Here is a 17,440-nt window from a genome sequence, read left to right as displayed (position 1 = left end):
CTGTACAGATACGGTCCCGCCCGTGTGCCGCAGTACGGCAAGACGGGCTGGCGCAGACAGTTTTCTTGAAAAGAGCACTGTGTTTTTGTACAGTATCAGTACTTTGAACACGCCTTCTTCCGATCTCTCGCCGCCGGTGTCGTCCGAGCCTCAAACGCCGGCGGTTGCCGGCTTCGCTCGCAAGATCATCCATTGCGATTGCGACTGCTTTTACGCATCGGTCGAAATGCGCGACGACCCGACACTGCGCGGGCGTCCAATCGCGGTGGGCGGGCGGCCCGACCAGCGCGGCGTGATCGCGACCTGCAATTACGAGGCGCGCCGCTTTGGCGTGCATTCGGCGATGTCGTCGGCGCTTGCCATGCGCAAGTGCCCCGAGCTGCTGATCCTGCCCACAGCGATGGAGAAGTACCGCATCGCCTCGCGGCAGATCATGGCGATCTATCGCGACTACACGGCGGACGTGGAGCCGCTCTCGCTCGACGAGGCCTATCTCGACGTCTCGCGCACCACGCGCTGCAAGGGCAGCGCCACGCTCATCGCGAACGAGATTCGCGAGCGCGTGCGTGAGACTGTGGGCGTCACAGTGTCGGCGGGCGTCGCGCCCAACAAGTTCGTTGCCAAGATCGCTTCCGACTGGAACAAGCCCGATGGGCTCTTCGTCGTGCGTCCGCACGAGGTCGACGCGTTTGTCGCGGCGCTGCCCGTGCGCAAGATTCACGGCGTGGGCAAGGTCACGGCGGCGAAGCTCGAGAGCCTCGGGCTGTCGACCTGCGCGCAGTTGCGCACATGGTCGTTGTTCGATCTGCACCGGCATTTTGGCGTGTTCGGCAAGCGGCTCTACGAGCTGGCGCGCGGCATCGACGACCGGCCCGTGCGCGCCGATCAGGAACGCAAGTCGGTGAGCGTCGAGACGACCTATGTGAACGATCTGCTCACGCTCGAAGCGTGCAGCGAGGAGCTCAAGCGCCTTGCCGTGCAGCTCGACGTGCGCATCGAGCGCGCAGCGTGCGCACACGCCGTGCGCAAGCTCTTCGTGAAGATCCGCTTCGCGAATTTTCAGCGCACGACGGTCGAGTGCGTAGCCGATGCCACCGATCTGACTACGCTGCTCGCGCTGCTCGAGAAAGGGCTTGCGCGGCGCAAGCTCGGTGTGCGGCTGCTGGGCGCGGGCGTGCGGCTCGAAGAGGACAATCCCGCGCTGCGCGGCCAGTTCGCGCTATTCGACGACGATCCCGAGGACGACGACCGCGTAGCCGGGGCGTGACGCGCGCGCGATCAGCGTGCGATTCGTGCGTGATACGTGTTCGGTCGCCGCTTGCGCTGCGCGGGCGGCTTCGCGCGGGGGCTTCGTACTGGCAGGCCATTTCATGCGCCGATAGAATCAAGGCGCAATCGCGGTGCAATCGCGGCGCAACGCCAGGACGCGCAACGTCAATTATCGAGACACGAAGACGCCATCGAGGAGCCACCCATGGACCTGATCATTCGCCGCGCCGTGCTCGCACATGCGCATCCCGCCGGGCATCCCATGGTCGATATCGGCATCGAGGCGGGGCGCATTGCCACCGTCGAGCCGCATCTCGCGACGCAGGCGCGCGAGGAGATCGACGCGGCCGGTGCGCTCGTCAGTGCGCCTTTCGTCGACGCTCACTTTCACATGGACGCCACGCTGTCCTGGGGCCTGCCGCGCGTGAACGCGTCGGGCACGCTGCTGGAGGGTATAGCGCTGTGGGGCGAGCTCAAGCCGCACCTCACGCAGGAAGCGCTCGTCGAGCGCGCGCTGCAGTACTGCGACTGGGCCGTCGCGCGCGGGCTGCTGGCGATCCGCTCGCACGTCGATGTTTGCGACGCGCGTTTGCTCGCCGTCGAAGCGTTGCTCGAAGTGAAGCGCCGCGTGGCGCCGTATCTCGACCTGCAACTCGTGGCCTTTCCGCAAGACGGTCTCTTGCGCAGCCCCGGCGCGTTCGACAATCTCAAGCGCGCCATCGCCCTGGGTGTGGACGTGGTGGGCGGCATCCCGCATTTCGAGCGCACCATGGCCGACGGGGCGGAGTCGGTGCGGCTGCTCTGCGAGTTCGCGGCGGAAAAGGGCCTGCGCGTCGACATGCATTGCGACGAGTCCGACGATCCGCTCTCGCGCCACATCGAGACGCTCGCCGCGCAAACGAATCGCCTCGGGTTGCATGGCCGCGTGACGGGTTCGCATCTCACGTCGATGCACTCGATGGACAACTACTACGTGAGCAAGCTGATCCCGCTGATGCGCGAGTCGGGCGTGGCGGCGATCGCGAATCCGCTCATCAACATCACGCTGCAGGGCCGTTCCGACACCTATCCCAAGCGGCGCGGCATGACGCGCGTGCCCGAGCTGATGGCGGCCGGCATCAACGTCGCGTTCGGCCACGACTGCGTGATGGATCCCTGGTACAGCTTCGGCTCGGGCGACATGCTCGAAGTCGCGCAGATGGGGCTGCACGTCGCGCAGATGACGGGCGTGGAGGCGTCGCGGGCATGCTTCGATGCAGTCACGGTCAATCCGGCGAAGATTCTCGGCCTCGACGGCTATGGCATCGCGCCGGGCAGTGCGGCGAACCTCGTGGTGCTCGACGCACGCGATTCCGTCGAGGCCATCCGCCTGCGCGCGGCGCGTCTTGCCGTGGTCAGCCGGGGCAGGGTGGTGAGCCGTCAACCCGCGCAGCGCGCAACGCTTGCGCTCGAAGGGCGGCCCGGGAGCGTCGATTTCAAGCTGAGCCGCTAGCCGATTCACTGAACGGCAGACGATAAACAGCGGGCGAAAAAAAACCGCGCACGGGACAGATTCCCGTGCGCGGTTCTTCGTGACCGAGCGCAGATGCCGCAAATGCGCTTAGTGCTGCGCCGGCGGCTGCTCCATGCCGTTATGGCGCAGCAGCGCATCGATGCTCGGCTCGCGTCCGCGGAACGCCTTGAACGATTCCATCGCCGGGCGGCTGCCGCCCACTTCCAGAATCTCCTGGCGATAGCGCGTGCCCGTGGCCGCGTCGAGCACGCTCGACTTGGCGGCTTGCGCTGCTTCTTCGAACGCCGCATAGGCGTCGGCGGAAAGCACTTCGGCCCACTTGTAGCTGTAGTAACCGGCCGCGTAGCCGCCCGCGAAGATATGGCTGAACGTGTTCGGCCAGCGCGAGAACGGCGCTTGCGGAATGACGTGATAGCGCGCGTTCATCTCGCGCGCGAGCTCGTTCACGGTCTTGCCCTTCGAGGCGTCGAAGTCCACGTGCAGCGCCATGTCGAACATCGAGAACACGATCTGGCGCAGCGTGCCCAGACCGCTCTGGAAGTTCTTCGCGGCGAGCATCTTGTCGAAGAGCTCGCGCGGCAGCGGCTTGCCCGTGTCGACGTGCGAAGTCATCTCCGTGAGGACGTCCCACTCCCAGCAGAAGTTCTCCATGAACTGCGAGGGCAGCTCGACTGCGTCCCACTCCACGCCGTTGATGCCCGAGACCGAAAGCTCGTCCACACGCGTGAGCATGTGGTGCAGGCCGTGGCCGAACTCGTGGAACAGCGTGATGACTTCGTCATGCGTGAAGCACGCGGGACGCCCGCCCACCGGCGCCGAAAAGTTGCAGGTGAGATAGGCGACCGGCGTCTGCACGCCGTTGGCCTCGAGCTTGCGGCGCGAGCGCGCGTCGTCCATCCATGCGCCGCCGCGCTTGCCCTCGCGTGCGTAGAGGTCGAGATAGAACTGCGCGACCAGCGTGCCGTCCGCGTTCTCGACGCGGAAGAAGCGTACGTCCGGATGCCAGACGGCCGCCTGATCGTCGCGGATGCGCACGCCGAAGAGCGCCTCGGTGACCTTGAATAGGCCCTTGAGCACGAAGTCTTCGGGGAAGTATTGCTTGACCTCGTTCTCCGAGAACGAGTAGCGCTTCTGGCGCAGGCGCTCCGCCGCGAAGGCCATGTCCCACGGCTCGATCTGCGTGAGGCCGAGCTCGCTGGCGGCGAATTCGCGCAGCTCCTGCCAGTCTTTTTCGGCGTGCGGGCGCGCGCGCGTGGCGAGGTCTTCGAGGAAGCTCATGACCTGCGCGGGCGACTCGGCCATCTTCGGCGTGAGCGAGACTTCGGCGAAGTTGTTGTAGCCGAGCATCTTCGCTTCTTCGGTGCGCAGCTCGAGCTCGTCGTCGACGATTCCCGTGTTGTCCCAATCGGGCTTGCCGCCGCCGTATTCGGGCCCCAGCTCCGACGCGCGCGTGACGTAGGCGCGATACATCGTTTCGCGCATCTTGCGGTTTTCCGAGTATTGCAGCACCGGGAAATACGAGGGGAAGTGCAGCGTGAACTTCCAGCCTTCCTTGCTCTCGCGCTCGGCGGCTTCGCGCGCGGCGGCGATCACGTCGGCGGGCAGGCCAGCGAGCTCGCTTTCGTTCGTGGCGTAGAACGCGTAGGCGTTGGTGGCATCGAGCACGTGGTCGGAGAACGCCTTCGAGAGCGCGGCCTGGCGCTCCTGCAATTCGGCGAAACGCGGCTTCTGGTCTTCGGGCAGCTCCGCGCCGGACAGGCGGAAGTCGCGCAGCGCGTTGTCGAGAATCTTCTTGCGCTCGCCCGAGAGCAGCTCGAACGAGTTGTGGTTCGTGATGGCCTTGTACTTCTTGTAGAGCGCGAGATTCTGACCGACGCTCGACCAGAACTCGGTCACGCGCGGCAGGTTCTCGCCGTAGACGGCGCGCAGCTCCGGTGTGTCGGCAACGGCGTTCAAGTGGCCGATCACGCCCCAGGCGCGCGAGAGCGGCTCGCTGGCGCGCTCGAGCGGCTCGACCACGTCGCTCCACTGCGAGGGCGTCATCGGCTGGGCGGCGCGATCGACTGCGGCATTCGCGTTCGCGAGCAGTACGTCGAGCGCGGGCGTCACGTGTTCGGGACGGATCTCGCCGAAGCGCGGCAGGCCGGTGAAATCGAGCAGCGGATTGTCGGAGGGAGTAGTTGCCATGATGCGTCCTGTTCCTTCTGTCGCGGTTGATTCGCTGTGAGGTGAGCCGGGGCGCCGCGCACCTGCGCGCACCCCGATATTCCGGTTATTGGGGCGCGGTGCGCACTTTCCAACCGGTGCATCCGAGCAAATTAACAGAAGTCCGGCCGTGGCGGCGCAATCGGGGCGTACCGGCATGCGCGTCGCCCATGCGCGGGCGAAAAAAAACGGCCCGCGCTTTTGGCGTCGAGCCGCTTTGCGATGGCTTCGCGAGTGTGCCGGATTGTGCCGGCCTGGGTTGTTGCGCGTTCAGATACCGGCCGCGCGCTCCGCCGCCTCGATCGTGTTGACGAGCAGCATCGTGATGGTCATCGGTCCCACGCCGCCCGGCACCGGCGTGATGAAGCCGGCCACTTCCTTCAGGCCCGCGAAATCGACGTCGCCGCACAGCTTGCCGTTGTCGTCGCGATTCATGCCCACGTCGATCACGGTCGCGCCCGGCTTGATCATGTCGGCGCTCAGCACGTTGCGCTTGCCCACGGCGGCCACCACGATATCCGCCTCGCGCGTGTGCTTCGCGAGGTCGCGCGTCTTGCTGTGGCAGATCGTGACCGTGGCGCCCTTTTCGAGCAGCAGGAGCGCCATCGGCTTGCCGACGATGTTCGAGCGGCCGATCACCACGGCGTTCGCGCCCTCGAGCGGGATCTTGTATTCCTCGAACATCTTCATCACGCCATAGGGCGTGCAGGGGCGGAACAGCGGCTGGCCCGTCATGAGCGCGCCGGCGTTGGCCACGTGAAAGCCGTCCACGTCTTTTTCCGGCGCGATGGCCTCGAGCACCTTGTGGCTGTCGATGTGCCTGGGCAGCGGCAACTGCACGAGGATGCCGTGAATCTTCGGATCGCGGTTCAGCTCGTCGATGCGCTTGAGCAGAGCGGCTTCGGAGAGCGACTCGGCATAGCGGTCATACGACGAATAGAGGCCGTTGTCCTCGCAGGCCTTCACCTTGTTGCGCACATAGACTTCGCTCGCCGGATTGTCGCCGACCAGCACGACCGCGAGGCCTGGCTGATGGCCGCGGGCGGTGAGGGCGGCGGCGCGCGTGGCGACGTCGGCGCGCAGTTTCTTGGAGAGGGCGAGGCCGTCGATGAGGGTGGCTGTCATGGTCGGTCGAGTTCGAGTGTGGGCGATGCGGGCATGCATGCCGGAGCGCGGCGGGCAGACCGTCGCTCGTGCGTCGGGACTATTCGTTGAAGCGGGCGCCGGCTGCGAAGGCCGACATTATACCCGCGCGGCGCGCGTGAACTGTCGCGGCCAGGCGAAACGCCGGCCGGACGAGGCAGGAAGAAGCGGTGGGAATGTGGTAGGGAAGGCGCTGCGCGGCGTCATGCGCCGCGCAAGTACACCGTGATGCGCCGTTCCCTTTCGTGCCGGCCCGCGCTGGCAGGCAGCGTTACTGTGGCTGCTGCGCCTGTTGCGGCTTGTTGGAGAGCGCGAGGCGCAGCAGGTCGGCGACCGTATTCACGTTCAGCTTCTCCATGATGTTCGCGCGGTGCGCTTCCACGGTCTTGATGCTGATGCCCAGATCGTCGGCGATTTGCTTGTTCAGGCGGCCCGCGATGATGCGCTCGAGCACCTGATGCTCGCGTGCCGTGAGCTTGCCGAGGCGCTCGGCGGCGGCGCGCTGCTGCTGCACATTGGTGCTTTCGCTGCGGGCCTTGTCGAGCATGCGCTCGACGAGCTTGCGCAATTCGGCTTCGTCGAAGGGCTTCTCGATGAAGTCCATCGCGCCCTTCTTCATGGTGGAGACGGCCATCGGCACGTCGCCGTGACCGGTCACGAAGATGATCGGCAGCGAGGCGTTTTCGGCGATCAGGCGCTCCTGCAGCTCGAGTCCGCTCATGCCCTGCATGCGCACGTCCAGAATCAGACAGGCGATTTGTCCGGCTTGCTGCGCCGGCTGGTATCCCTCGAGGAATTCTTCCGCGCTCGTGAAGCACTGCACGCGGTAGCCATTCGCTTCAAGCAGCCAGCGCAGGGAATCTCTTACGGCCTCATCGTCGTCGACAACAAAGACGGTTTCCTGAGTGGTGACTGGGCTGTTCATGGCTCTCCCGTAACGGTTTGTGGAGTCGGTTCGTCGGATCCGTCGCGCGAGGGATGATCCGATTCGCCGATGGGCAGACTGCAATGGAACGTGGCACCGCTGATATGGCCGTCTGATTCGACGTTGTTGACCACCCAGAGGCGCCCGCGATGCGATTCGATGATCGAGCGGCAAATATTCAGCCCCATGCCCATGCCATCGGACTTGGTGCTGTAGAAAGGTTCGAAGAGGCGCTCGGCGGTGGCTTCGTCCACGCCGGGGCCCTGGTCCACGACGCTGATGCAGACGTTGCCGCCTTCGCGCTTCACGATCACGCGGATCACGGGGTCGACCAGATTCGGGCGCGCGTCGGCCATGGCTTCGGCGCCGTTCTTCAGCAAATTGACGAGCACCTGCTCGATGAGCACCGGATCGACGTAGATCACGGGCATGCGCGAGCGCATGTCGGTCACGATGCGGATGCGGCGCTTCCTCGCCTCGATCTCGGCGAGGCCCACCGCGTCGGCAACGATATCGGCCACGCGCGTGGCCTGGCGCTTGGGCTCGCTGCGCTTCACGAACTCGCGGATGCGCTTGATGATCATGCCCGCGCGCACCGCTTGCTGCGCGGTCTTTTCGAGCACGGGCAAGAGGTTGTCGGGCGCGGCGCGCCCCGATTTCACGAGCGCGACGGTGCCCGAGGCATAGTTGTTGATGGCGGCGAGCGGCTGGTTCAGCTCGTGCGCGAGCGACGAGGCCATTTCGCCCATCGTCATGAGGCGGCTCGTGAACTGCAGCTTCTCATCCTGCTGGCGGGCCAGCTCCTGAGCCTGCTTGCGCGTGGTGATGTCGGTCGCGATCTGCATCTGCGCGAGGTGGCCATCCACCCACTGGATGTACTGGCGGCGCACCTCGAACCACTTCTGGATGCTCTCGACGTAGACTTCCTGCGCGTCGGCGGCGCTTTCGGTGAGCGCGGTGGCGGGCAGGCCGGCATAGGCGTCAACCATGTCGATCGAGTCCGACGACGCGGCCGCCGAATCGAAGCCGCCGCCGCCGGCCAGCTCCAGATGGCCGTCCGGACGGATGCCGAAGAGGTGGCGGTAGTAGCGGTTGGCAAACAGCAGCTCGGCTTCGTCGGCGGCGAGCACCGAGACGGCGGCGTCCAGGCTCTCGAGCACGGTGGTGAAGCGCTCGTGCGCGGCGGCGAGCTCTTCGCGCGCGCGCTTGGGCTCGGTGATGTCGGTCATCGACGACATCCAGCCGGTCTGGCGGCCCGAGCTGTCGATGAGCGGCGAGACATAGAGGCGCGCGTGGAACTGCGAGCCGTCCTTGCGGCGCACGCGCAATTCGAAGCCCGAGGAAGGCGCCTTGCCGCGCAGCGTCATGTCGAGCTGGCGCTGCATTTCGGGGTAGGCGTCGCGCGGCCAGTAGGGGAACGGCGCGTGCTTGCCCACCAGATCGCTCTCGTCCCAGCCGGTCATGCGGCAGAAGGCCGGGTTCACGTGCGTGATGCGGCCATGCATGTCGAGCACGCGCATGCCGATCAGCACGGAATTTTCCATCGCGCGCCGGAAGAACGCTTCCGCGTACAACGCCTGCTGTGCCTCAAAGCGCTGGCGCGTATGCTTCCATAGACTCCACAGGCTCCACAGCACGAAGCACGACAGACCCGCGACCAGCCACACGAGCGTATTGTTCGTGAAGTTGGTCATCTGCGGGAACGAGTACACGCGCACCGAGACGCCCTGGCCGGGCGGGTCGAGCGGCAGGTCGTAGTAGACGTCGTGCGGCAGGCGCGGGCGCGTCGAGGTGGTGGCGAGCTCGCGGTTGTTGGCGTCGAGGATCGAGATCTTGTACTTGGCGGACAGCTCGGGCGGGATATCGTGCTTCAGGATCCCTTCGACCGAGAACACGGCCGCGATCGTGCCGAGGAAATCTCGGTCGCGGTACACCGGCGTCTGCAAGGTGATGTAGCCGTTGCCCACGTCGTCGTAAATGAGCGGCGAATAAACCTGGCGGCGCGACGAACGCGCTTCGGCGAAGGCGGCCTTCACGGCCTCGTCCATCTGCGCGTCGTTGGGCTTGGCAAGGCGCTGGCCGAACACCGGCATGGCCGTATTGGGCCAGCGAGGCTCCTGCTGGCTCGTATACCAGTTCAGATAGAGGATCTCGGGATGACCCTGCATGATGTCCGTGGTGGACGTCTGAAAGTACTGCGGGTCGGCGTGGCCTGCGACCAGGTCGCGCGCGAGCGCCTGCAATTGCTCCTGCGCGCCCGTCATGGACAGGCGGATCTGCTGCTGCGCCCAGGCCACGTTGCGATAGAGCGTGTCTTCCTGCTGCTGCTGCTCGCGGCGGTTCAGGCTCCACAAGATCAAGCTCATGACGATCAGGAAGACGAGGATCGACAGGAGCGGCGTCAGCAAATAGGAATTCGACCACCAGGGTCCGTGGTGCCAGCGGGACGGCGAGGACTCGCCGGGCGAACCGGGCGGCCGCGCCGAGCGTGCGAAAAGCCGTTCGGTCAACATGGCAAGGATTGTAGCTCAGCGAAAGAGTCGGGAACGCCGTGAAAAAAGCGGTAAATCGCCGATAAACAGGTGCAAACTGGCCGATATCGGAGCAGGGGCGCGAACGATTAAGCGTGCACTGCAGCAATTTTTCACATTATAAAATTACATCTCGCGATTCGAAAAATTCCTTGCGTGAAGCAAGAGGCGGTCATTACAATCGCCCGCAAAGCTGCTGCGGTCGGCCCGGTCACGTCGCAAGGGTCGCCATCCGCATGGTCCGATCAACAGCGTTCCCCTACATCCAGGAGACGAGTATGTCCGCTGTACCCGACGAAGTCCTGAAATACGTTGCCAACGAAAAGGACGAAGATCCTCAGGAAACCGCCGAATGGCTCGAGGCGCTGGACGGCGTTATCTCGACGGTCGGCCCCGATCGCGCACACTATTTGATCGAGAAGCAGATCGAGTTCGCCCGCGTGCATGGCGAGCATCTGCCGTTCTCGGCCAACACGCCGTACATCAACACGATTCCTGTCGCCAACCAGGCCAAGAACCCCGGCGACCAGGACGTCGAGCACCGCATTCGCTCGTACACGCGCTGGAACGCCATGGCGATGGTCCTGCGCGCGGGCAAGCACACCAACGTGGGCGGCCACATCGCCTCGTTCGCGTCGGCCGCCACGCTCTACGACGTCGGCTACAACCACTTCTGGCACGCACCCTCCGCCGAGCATGGCGGCGACCTCGTGTTCGTGCAGGGCCACTCGTCGCCGGGCGTCTACTCGCGCGCGTTCCTGCTCGGCCGCCTCTCGGAAAACCAGCTCGACAATTTCCGTCAGGAAGTGGGCGGCCAGGGCATCTCGTCGTATCCGCACCCGTGGCTGATGCCGGACTTCTGGCAGTTCCCGACCGTCTCGATGGGTCTCGGCCCGATCATGGCGATCTATCAGGCTCGCTTCATGAAGTACATGCAGGCGCGCGGCATTGCCAAGACCGAGGGCCGCAAGGTCTGGGCCTTCCTCGGCGACGGCGAGACGGACGAGCCGGAATCGCTCGGCGCGATCGGCATGGCCGGCCGCGAGCACCTGGACAACCTCGTGTTCGTCATCAACTGCAACCTGCAGCGCCTGGACGGCCCGGTGCGCGGCAACGGCAAGATCATCCAGGAGCTCGAAAGCGAGTTCCGTGGCGCCGGCTGGAATGTCATCAAGGTCATCTGGGGCAGCCGCTGGGACGCGCTGTTCGCGCGCGACAAGACGGGCGCGCTGATGCGCCGCATGATGGATGTGGTGGACGGCGAATACCAGACCTACAAGTCGGAGTCGGGCGCCTTCGTGCGCGAGCACTTCTTCAACACGCCTGAGCTGAAGGCGCTGGTCGCCGACTGGTCCGACGACGACATCTGGAACCTGAACCGCGGCGGCCACGACCCGCACAAGATCTACGCGGCATTCCATCAGGCCCAGCACGCGAAGGGCCAGCCGACCCTGATTCTCGCGAAGACGATCAAGGGCTACGGCATGGGCGAGGCCGGCCAGGCCATGAACATCACCCACCAGCAGAAGAAGATGCAGGTGGATCAGCTCAAGAAGTTCCGCGACCAGTTCCGCCTGCCGATCACGGACGAGCAGATCGTCGACGTGCCGTATCTGAAGTTCGAGGAAGGCTCGAAGGAACTCGAGTACATGCGCCAGAAGCGCATGGACCTCGGCGGTTATCTGCCGGCTCGCCGCCAGAAGGCCGAGTCGCTGCCGGTGCCGGCGCTCGAGGCGTTCGACCCGCTGCTCAAGGGCACGGGCGAGGGCCGCGAGATCTCCACGACCATGGCGTTCGTGCGGATCCTGAACATCCTGCTCAAGGACAAGGCGCTCGGCAAGCGCGTCGTGCCGATCGTGCCGGACGAGTCGCGTACCTTCGGCATGGAAGGCCTCTTCCGCCAGATCGGTATCTGGAATCAGGAAGGCCAGAAGTACGTGCCGGAAGACTCCGACCAGCTGATGTTCTACAAGGAATCGCAGACCGGCCAGATCCTGCAGGAAGGCATCAACGAAGCCGGCGGCATGTGCGACTGGATCGCAGCCGCGACGTCGTACTCGACGCACGGCGAGATCATGGTGCCGTTCTACATCTTCTACTCGATGTTCGGCCTCCAGCGGATCGGCGACCTCGTGTGGGCGGCAGGCGACATGCGCTCGCGCGGCTTCCTGCTGGGCGGCACCGCTGGCCGCACGACGCTCAACGGCGAAGGTCTGCAGCACGAAGACGGCCACTCGCTCCTGTGGGCCGCTTCGGTGCCGAACTGCGTCACCTATGACCCGACCTTCGGCTACGAACTGGCCGTGATCATGCAGGACGGCCTGCGCCGCATGGTGCAGGATCAGGAAGACGTGTTCTATTACATCACCGTGATGAACGAGAACTACGAGCATCCGGCGATCCCGCAGGGCGAGCACGTGGCCGCGGACATCCTCAAGGGCATGTACTCGTTCAAGAAGGGCGACGCGAAGGCCAAGGGCCCGCGCGTGCAGCTGATGGGCGCGGGCACGATCTTCAATGAAGTGATCGCCGCCGCCGACCTGCTCAAGAACGACTGGGGCGTCGAAGCCGACCTCTGGAGCGTGCCGAGCTTCACGGAACTGGCCCGCGAAGGCCACGAAGTCGAGCGCTGGAACCTGCTGCACCCGAGCGAGCCGCGTCGCGAGTCGCACGTCGAGAAGCTGCTCAAGGGCACGGAAGGTCCGGTCATCGCATCGACCGACTATGTGCGCGCACTCGTCGACCAGATCCGCGGCCTCGTTCCGCGCAAGTTCGTGGTGCTCGGCACCGACGGTTTCGGCCGCTCGGACACGCGTGAAAACCTGCGTCACTTCTTCGAGGTCGATCGTTACTGGACGACGGTCGCGGCGCTGGGCGCGCTCGCGGACGAAGGCAAGATCGAGCGCAAGGTGGTGGCTGACGCCATTGCGAAGTACAAGCTCGACCCGTCCAAACCCAACCCGATGACCGTCTAACGCATCATCCCCCTGTGCATGGCATGAGCGCCTCCCCGAAGCGGGGAGGCGCGTCGTATGCGGCCCCGGAGACACTAACAATGAGTCAAGCGATCGAAGTCAAAGTGCCGGACATCGGCGATTACACGGACATTCCTGTGATCGAGGTGCTGGTGAAGGCGGGTGATACCGTCGAAAAAGAGCAGTCGCTCATCACGCTGGAATCGGATAAAGCGACGATGGACGTGCCGAGCCCGGCCTCGGGCACGGTCAAGGAAGTGAAGGTCAAGGTGGGCGACAACGTGTCGGAAGGCTCGCTCGTGCTCGTGCTGAACGGCGCGGGTGCCGCCGCGGCTCCGGCTGCGGCGCCTGCTGCTGCGCCTGCCGCGGCACCGGCTGCGGCTCCCGCCGCTGCACCGGCCGCCGCCGCGCCTGCCGCAGCGGCAGCGCCTGCCGCAAGCGGTGGCGTGCAAAGCGTCAAAGTCCCCGACATCGGTGACTACAAGGATGTGCCGGTCATCGAGATCGACGTGAAGGTTGGCGAGCGCGTCGAGAAGGAGCAGTCGCTCGTCACGCTCGAGTCGGACAAGGCGACCATGGACGTGCCGAGCCCGGTGGCCGGCGTCGTCAAGGAAATCAAAGTGAAGGTGGGCGACAACGTGTCGGAAGGCACGGAGATCGTCATCGTCGAAGCAGAGGGTGCTGCGGCGCCTGCCGCCGCCCCGGCTGCGAAGCACGTCGAAGAGCCGTCGGACGCCCCTGCGCCCGCCGCGGCCAAGCCCGCACCCGCCGCACCGTCGGCGCTCGCGCAGGCGCCGATCATCCCGGCAGGCGAAGGCGGCACGCGCCGTCCGAGCCACGCATCGCCGTCCGTGCGCAAGTTCGCGCGCGATCTGGGCGTGGACGTCGGCCGCGTCACGGGCACGGGGCCGAAGGGCCGCATCACCCAGGACGACGTCACCGCGTTCGTGAAGGGCGTGATGACGGGCGCGCTGGCGGCGCCTGCCGCTGCCGCGGCACCTGCCGGCGGCGGCGCGGGCCTGAACCTGCTGCCGTGGCCGAAGGTCGACTTCACGAAGTTCGGTCCGATCGACTCGCAGCCGCTTTCGCGCATCAAGAAGATTTCCGGCGCGAACCTGCACCGCAACTGGGTCATGATCCCGCACGTCACGAACAACGACGAAGCGGACATCACCGACCTCGAAGCGCTGCGCGTGCAGCTGAACAAGGAAAACGAGAAGTCGGGCGTGAAGTTCACGATGCTCGCGTTCGTCATCAAGGCCTGCGTCGCGGCGCTGAAGAAGTTCCCGGCGTTCAACGCGAGCCTCGACGGCGACAATCTCGTATTCAAGCAGTACTACCACATCGGTTTTGCCGCTGACACGCCGAACGGCCTCGTCGTGCCGGTGATCCGGGACGCGGACAAGAAGGGCCTCGTCGACATCGCCAGGGAAATGGCCGAGCTCTCGAAGCTCGCGCGCGAAGGCAAGTTGAAGCCCGACCAGATGCAAGGCGGCTGCTTCTCGATCTCGTCGCTCGGCGGCATCGGCGGCACGAACTTCACGCCGATCATCAACGCGCCCGAAGTGGCGATCCTGGGCCTCTCGAAGAGCGCCATGAAGCCAGTGTGGGACGGCAAGCAGTTCGTGCCGCGCCTCACGCTGCCGCTCTCGCTCTCGTACGACCACCGCGTGATCGACGGCGCCGCTGCCGCGCGCTTTAACGCGTACCTCGGCCAGATCCTCGGCGATTTCCGCCGCGTGATCCTGTAAAACCGCTTCGACCGGCTCGCGCCGCGGCGCCGCACCAACGGGTGCGCGTCGCGGCGGGCGTGGCCGGTCGTTCCATAAGGGGACACCATGAGTCTCGTCGAAGTGAAAGTGCCGGATATCGGCGACTTCAAGGATATCGACGTCATCGAAGTCAACATCAAGGCCGGCGACGTGATCGAGAAAGAGCAGACGCTGCTCTCGCTCGAGTCGGACAAGGCCACGATGGAAGTGCCCAGCGATGTCGCGGGCACCGTCAAGGAAGTGAAGATCAAGGCGGGCGACAAGGCGTCGCAAGGCACCGTGATCGCGCTGGTCGAAGCTTCCGAAGGTGCAACGGCGGGCGCGGCGGCTCCGGCTGCAGCACCGAAGGCCGAGGCACCGAAGGCTGCCGAAGCGCCGAAGGCGGCAGCAAGCGCGCCGCAAGCCGGCAGCTTTGGCGGCAGCGCCGACGTCGAATGCGACATGCTCGTGCTCGGCGCCGGTCCCGGCGGCTATTCGGCGGCGTTCCGCTCCGCCGACCTCGGCATGAAGACCGTGCTCGTCGAGCGCTATTCGACGCTTGGCGGCGTGTGCCTGAACGTCGGCTGCATTCCGTCGAAGGCGCTCCTGCACACGGCGCTCGTGATCGACGAAGCCGAAGCGCTCGGCTCGCACGGCATCACGTTCGGCAAACCGCAGATCGATCTGGACAAGTTGCGCGATTTCAAGTCGGGCGTGGTCAAGAAGCTCACCGGCGGTCTCGCCGGCATGGCGAAGGCGCGCAAGGTCGAAGTCGTGACCGGTCTTGGCACGTTCCTCGATCCGTACCACATGGAAGTGGCGGGCGAGGGCGGCAAGAAGATTGTCCGCTTCAAGCAGGCGATCATCGCAGCCGGCTCGCAGGCTGTGAAGCTGCCGTTCATGCCGGAAGATCCGCGCGTGGTCGACTCGACCGGCGCGCTCGAACTGCGCCAGATCCCGCAGAAGATGCTGGTGATCGGCGGCGGCATTATCGGCCTGGAAATGGCGACGGTTTACGCGACGCTCGGCGCGCAGATCGACGTCGTGGAAATGCTCGACGGCCTGATGGCCGGCGCCGACCGCGATCTCGTGAAGGTCTGGGAGAAGTACAACGCGAAGCGCTTCGCGAACGTCATGCTCAAGACCAAAACGACGAAGGCCGAGGCGAAGGACGACGGCATCTACGTCTCGTTCGAAGGCGAGAAGGCTCCGGCCGAAGCGCAGCGCTACGACCTCGTGCTGGTCGCCGTGGGCCGCTCGCCCAACGGCAAGAAGATCGGCGCGGACAAGGCCGGCGTGGCGGTGACGGATCGCGGCTTCATCGAAGTCGACAAGCAGCAGCGCACCAACGTGCCGCACATCTTCGCGATTGGCGACGTCGTCGGTCAGCCGATGCTCGCGCACAAGGCCGTGCATGAAGGCCACGTGGCGGCCGAAGCGGCGCACGGCGAGAAGGCGTACTTCGACGCCCTGCAGATTCCGTCGGTGGCCTACACCGATCCGGAAGTGGCGTGGGCCGGCAAGACCGAAGAGCAGTGCAAGGCCGAAGGCATCAAGTACGGCAAGGCGGTGTTCCCGTGGGCCGCTTCGGGCCGCGCGATCGCCAATGGCCGCGACGAGGGCTTCACCAAGCTGATCTTCGACGAAGAGACGCATCGCGTGATCGGCGGCGGCATCGTCGGCCTGAACGCGGGCGACCTCATCAGCGAAGTCTGCCTCGCCGTGGAAATGGGCGCGGACGCGACCGACATCGGCAAGACGATCCACCCGCACCCGACGCTGGGCGAGTCGGTAGGCATGGCCGCCGAGCTGTACGAAGGCGTCTGCACGGACCTGCCGCCGCAAAAGAAGAAGTAAGTTTGCCGCGCGCATGAAGAAACGGCGCACTCCGCGAGGAGTGCGCCGTTTTCACTTGGGCAGTAGGGTCGCTGTGATTGGCTGCGAGAGGCGCCGGAGCGTAAAAAAATTCCCGGCCTCCAGCGACCGGGCAAGCGACGTGCCGGACCGGAGCGTCAGGTCCGGCGCTGGGCGCGCATTTCAGCGCGCCACAGGTCGATACGCGACGTTCAGGCCGGCTTCTTGGCGGTAGCGGCGGCAGCCGAACGCGAAGCTTGCGCAGCAGCCTTGCTGGCTGCGGCGGTGGCGGCGTTGAAGTTGCTTTCGGCGATTTCGACGGCTTGCTTGGTGGCCTTGTGGACCGTTTCGTAGGTCGTGTTCGCAGCGTTGATGGCCGACTTGATCACGGCGACGGCGGTTTCCGAACCGGCCGGTGCGTTCTTGGCGACGTTGTCGACGAGCGACTGGACCTTGCGGTTCTGCTCTTCGTAGTGCGCTTCAGCGACCTTGGCGAACTCGGCTTGCGTAGCCGAGGCGATTTCATAGACGTGGCGGCCGTACGAGAGCAGCTTTTCGGCGAGCGGTTGAGCGAAGCTCGATTGCAGGGCGAAGAACTCTTGCGCGTCCTTTGCCGACAGCGCGCGCTGCGCCTGTTCCTGCGATTCCGCCAGGTTCGAGCGAACGGCCTGAAGATTCAATTCGACGAGCTTTTCCACGCCTTCGAATGCCTTGCCGGTGAGACCGAACAGCGTTTCGAGGTTGGCTTTCTGGGCAGCGGCGAATTGCTCAGGGGTCAGCAGACTCATGGTTTACGCTCCTGGATGTTTGGCGGCCTCGTTCGCGGGTCGCCTGAAGTAAGTGGCAAGACTCAGAGTGATCTGCACGGCGCTTTGGTGCGTCGCAACATTAATCTCGATTTTAGGTCGCTGGAGACGAAAGTCAAGAACTTTTGGTGCGACGCACAATTACATGAAAGTATTATTAAACAACTACTTATGCGCTCGGCATGAACTTGCGCCCAGGCGTCTCGCTGAACTGCGGCATAGTGTCTGCATCCGACTTACTGCGCGGCCTTTCCTGACACGGTCAAGCATAGGTGCGCTCGATCTGGCAAGATTGAGTCTTACGATGCGCGCCGTCCGTGGCGTGCGCCGTATGATTCGTTGAAGGCCGGTGCCGGATTGAACTTGTCGCGTCCACCAGATTTCGTCATGGAACGTTAAAGATCTATTGCTGTCGAATGCGCGTCGCGTGGTTCGGCGGCACCGGTGTCAGAGAATCGTCCTCGGTAT

General features: G+C 65.0%; 10 protein-coding genes. 5 read left to right on the top strand and 5 right to left on the bottom strand.

Features of this window, described 5'->3' with window-relative positions; genetic code table 11:
• Nucleotides 1-79: 79 nt before the first annotated feature.
• Both dinB and EYW47_RS13310 read left to right on the top strand, forming a co-directional pair.
• On the top strand, nucleotides 80-1,267 hold the full coding sequence (dinB, locus tag EYW47_RS13315) for a DNA polymerase IV (protein WP_133195301.1): 1,188 nt from the start codon (nucleotides 80-82) through the stop codon (nucleotides 1,265-1,267).
• 207 nt (nucleotides 1,268-1,474) lie between these two features.
• Nucleotides 1,475-2,761 carry an amidohydrolase family protein gene (locus EYW47_RS13310; protein ID WP_133195300.1) on the top strand — a complete coding sequence of 429 codons (1,287 nt, stop codon included), beginning with the start codon at nucleotides 1,475-1,477 and terminating at the stop codon, nucleotides 2,759-2,761.
• A 108-nt stretch (nucleotides 2,762-2,869) separates the two neighbouring features.
• Here the strand turns inward: EYW47_RS13310 and EYW47_RS13305 are convergent, their stop codons facing one another.
• The 4 genes from EYW47_RS13305 to fixL form a co-directional block, all read right to left on the bottom strand.
• Complete coding sequence (locus EYW47_RS13305; protein ID WP_133195299.1) at nucleotides 2,870-4,969, bottom strand: M3 family metallopeptidase; 2,100 nt, start codon at nucleotides 4,967-4,969, stop codon at nucleotides 2,870-2,872.
• Nucleotides 4,970-5,257: 288 nt separating this feature from the next.
• Nucleotides 5,258-6,112: a bifunctional methylenetetrahydrofolate dehydrogenase/methenyltetrahydrofolate cyclohydrolase FolD gene (gene folD / locus EYW47_RS13300; protein ID WP_133195298.1), complete on the bottom strand. Its 855-nt coding sequence runs from the start codon at nucleotides 6,110-6,112 to the stop codon at nucleotides 5,258-5,260.
• A gap of 289 nt (nucleotides 6,113-6,401) precedes the next feature.
• Complete coding sequence (fixJ, locus tag EYW47_RS13295; RefSeq protein ID WP_133195297.1) at nucleotides 6,402-7,055, bottom strand: oxygen response regulator transcription factor FixJ; 654 nt, start codon at nucleotides 7,053-7,055, stop codon at nucleotides 6,402-6,404.
• Entirely contained in the window at nucleotides 7,052-9,568 is a 2,517-nt protein-coding gene (gene fixL, locus EYW47_RS13290) for an oxygen sensor histidine kinase FixL (RefSeq protein ID WP_133195296.1), read from the bottom strand. Before fixL ends, fixJ begins: the two co-directional genes overlap by 4 nt.
• 296 nt (nucleotides 9,569-9,864) lie before the next feature.
• Here fixL and aceE point away from each other — a divergent pair, with 296 nt between their 5' ends.
• The 3 genes from aceE to lpdA all read left to right on the top strand — a co-directional run bounded on the left by aceE (nucleotide 9,865) and on the right by lpdA (nucleotide 16,169).
• Entirely contained in the window at nucleotides 9,865-12,561 is a 2,697-nt protein-coding gene (gene aceE, locus EYW47_RS13285; protein ID WP_133195295.1) for a pyruvate dehydrogenase (acetyl-transferring), homodimeric type, read from the top strand.
• Nucleotides 12,562-12,641: 80 nt separating this feature from the next.
• Nucleotides 12,642-14,312 carry a dihydrolipoyllysine-residue acetyltransferase gene (aceF, locus tag EYW47_RS13280; protein ID WP_133195294.1) on the top strand — a complete coding sequence of 557 codons (1,671 nt, stop codon included), beginning with the start codon at nucleotides 12,642-12,644 and terminating at the stop codon, nucleotides 14,310-14,312.
• Nucleotides 14,313-14,399: 87 nt separating this feature from the next.
• Entirely contained in the window at nucleotides 14,400-16,169 is a 1,770-nt protein-coding gene (gene lpdA, locus EYW47_RS13275) for a dihydrolipoyl dehydrogenase (protein ID WP_133195293.1), read from the top strand.
• A 209-nt stretch (nucleotides 16,170-16,378) separates the two neighbouring features.
• Here lpdA and EYW47_RS13270 read toward each other — a convergent pair whose 3' ends face one another.
• Nucleotides 16,379-16,954: a phasin family protein gene (locus EYW47_RS13270; protein WP_133195292.1), complete on the bottom strand. Its 576-nt coding sequence runs from the start codon at nucleotides 16,952-16,954 to the stop codon at nucleotides 16,379-16,381.
• Nucleotides 16,955-17,440: the final 486 nt, after the last annotated feature.

The organism is Paraburkholderia silviterrae, from assembly GCF_004353915.1.
Taxonomy (GTDB): domain Bacteria; phylum Pseudomonadota; class Gammaproteobacteria; order Burkholderiales; family Burkholderiaceae; genus Paraburkholderia; species Paraburkholderia silviterrae.
The sequence above is the reverse complement of the archived record's forward strand: the minus strand, read 5'-3'. Positions and strand labels throughout refer to the sequence as shown.

Coding starts and splice junctions, on each gene's coding strand:
- EYW47_RS13270 (WP_133195292.1), bottom strand. CDS start 16,954: ATGAGTCTGCTGACCCCTGAGCAATTCGCCGCTGCCCAGAAAGCCAAC.
- folD (WP_133195298.1), bottom strand. CDS start 6,112: ATGACAGCCACCCTCATCGACGGCCTCGCCCTCTCCAAGAAACTGCGC.
- EYW47_RS13310 (WP_133195300.1), top strand. CDS start 1,475: ATGGACCTGATCATTCGCCGCGCCGTGCTCGCACATGCGCATCCCGCC.
- aceF (WP_133195294.1), top strand. CDS start 12,642: ATGAGTCAAGCGATCGAAGTCAAAGTGCCGGACATCGGCGATTACACG.
- lpdA (WP_133195293.1), top strand. CDS start 14,400: ATGAGTCTCGTCGAAGTGAAAGTGCCGGATATCGGCGACTTCAAGGAT.
- EYW47_RS13305 (WP_133195299.1), bottom strand. CDS start 4,969: ATGGCAACTACTCCCTCCGACAATCCGCTGCTCGATTTCACCGGCCTG.
- aceE (WP_133195295.1), top strand. CDS start 9,865: ATGTCCGCTGTACCCGACGAAGTCCTGAAATACGTTGCCAACGAAAAG.
- fixL (WP_133195296.1), bottom strand. CDS start 9,568: ATGTTGACCGAACGGCTTTTCGCACGCTCGGCGCGGCCGCCCGGTTCG.
- fixJ (WP_133195297.1), bottom strand. CDS start 7,055: ATGAACAGCCCAGTCACCACTCAGGAAACCGTCTTTGTTGTCGACGAC.